1 rRNA gene is annotated in these 681 nt (G+C 55.4%); it reads right to left on the bottom strand.

Features of this window, described 5'->3' with window-relative positions:
* A 23S ribosomal RNA gene (locus JO375_RS15900) occupies positions 1–681 on the bottom strand; the annotation flags it as partial.

Raw genomic sequence — 681 nt, 5'->3', positions numbered from 1 at the left:
AAAGAGCTAACCACTCCCCTTAACCTTCCAGCACCGGGCAGGCGTCAGCCCGTATACTTCGCCTTGCGGCTTCGCACAGACCTGTGTTTTTGCTAAACAGTCGCTTGGGCCTTTTCACTGCGGCCCCCTCGGGCTATTCACCCTACCGAGGCACCCCTTCTCCCGAAGTTACGGGGTCATTTTGCCGAGTTCCTTAACGAGAGTTCTTCCGCGCGCCTTAGAATTCTCTTCTCGCCTACCTGTGTCGGTTTGCGGTACGGGCACCTTCTCCTGGCTAGAGGCTTTTCTTGGCAGTCTGAGATCATGACCTTCGCTACTGCAATTTTCGCTCCCCATCACAGCCCAGCCTTACGATGTGCGGATTTGCCTACACACCAGCCTCACTGCTTGGACGGACATCCATCAGTCCGCGTCACTACCCTACTGCGTCACCCCATCGCTCATAACGGATTACGGTGGTACAGGAATTTCTACCTGTTGTCCTTCGACTACGCCTATCGGCCTCGCCTTAGGTCCCGACTTACCCTGAGCGGACGAACCTTCCTCAGGAACCCTTAGGCTTTCGGCGGATCTGATTCTCACAGATCTTTTCGTTACTCATACCGGCATTCTCACTTGAATGCAGTCCAGCGCTCCTTCCGGTACACCTTCAACCCGCATTCAACGCTCCCCTACCCCTGA

The organism is Paenibacillus farraposensis, assembly GCF_020736845.1.
GTDB lineage: Bacteria > Bacillota > Bacilli > Paenibacillales > Paenibacillaceae > Paenibacillus > Paenibacillus farraposensis.
Note: the sequence above shows the minus strand (reverse complement) of the source record. Positions and strands in the feature narration are given on the sequence as shown.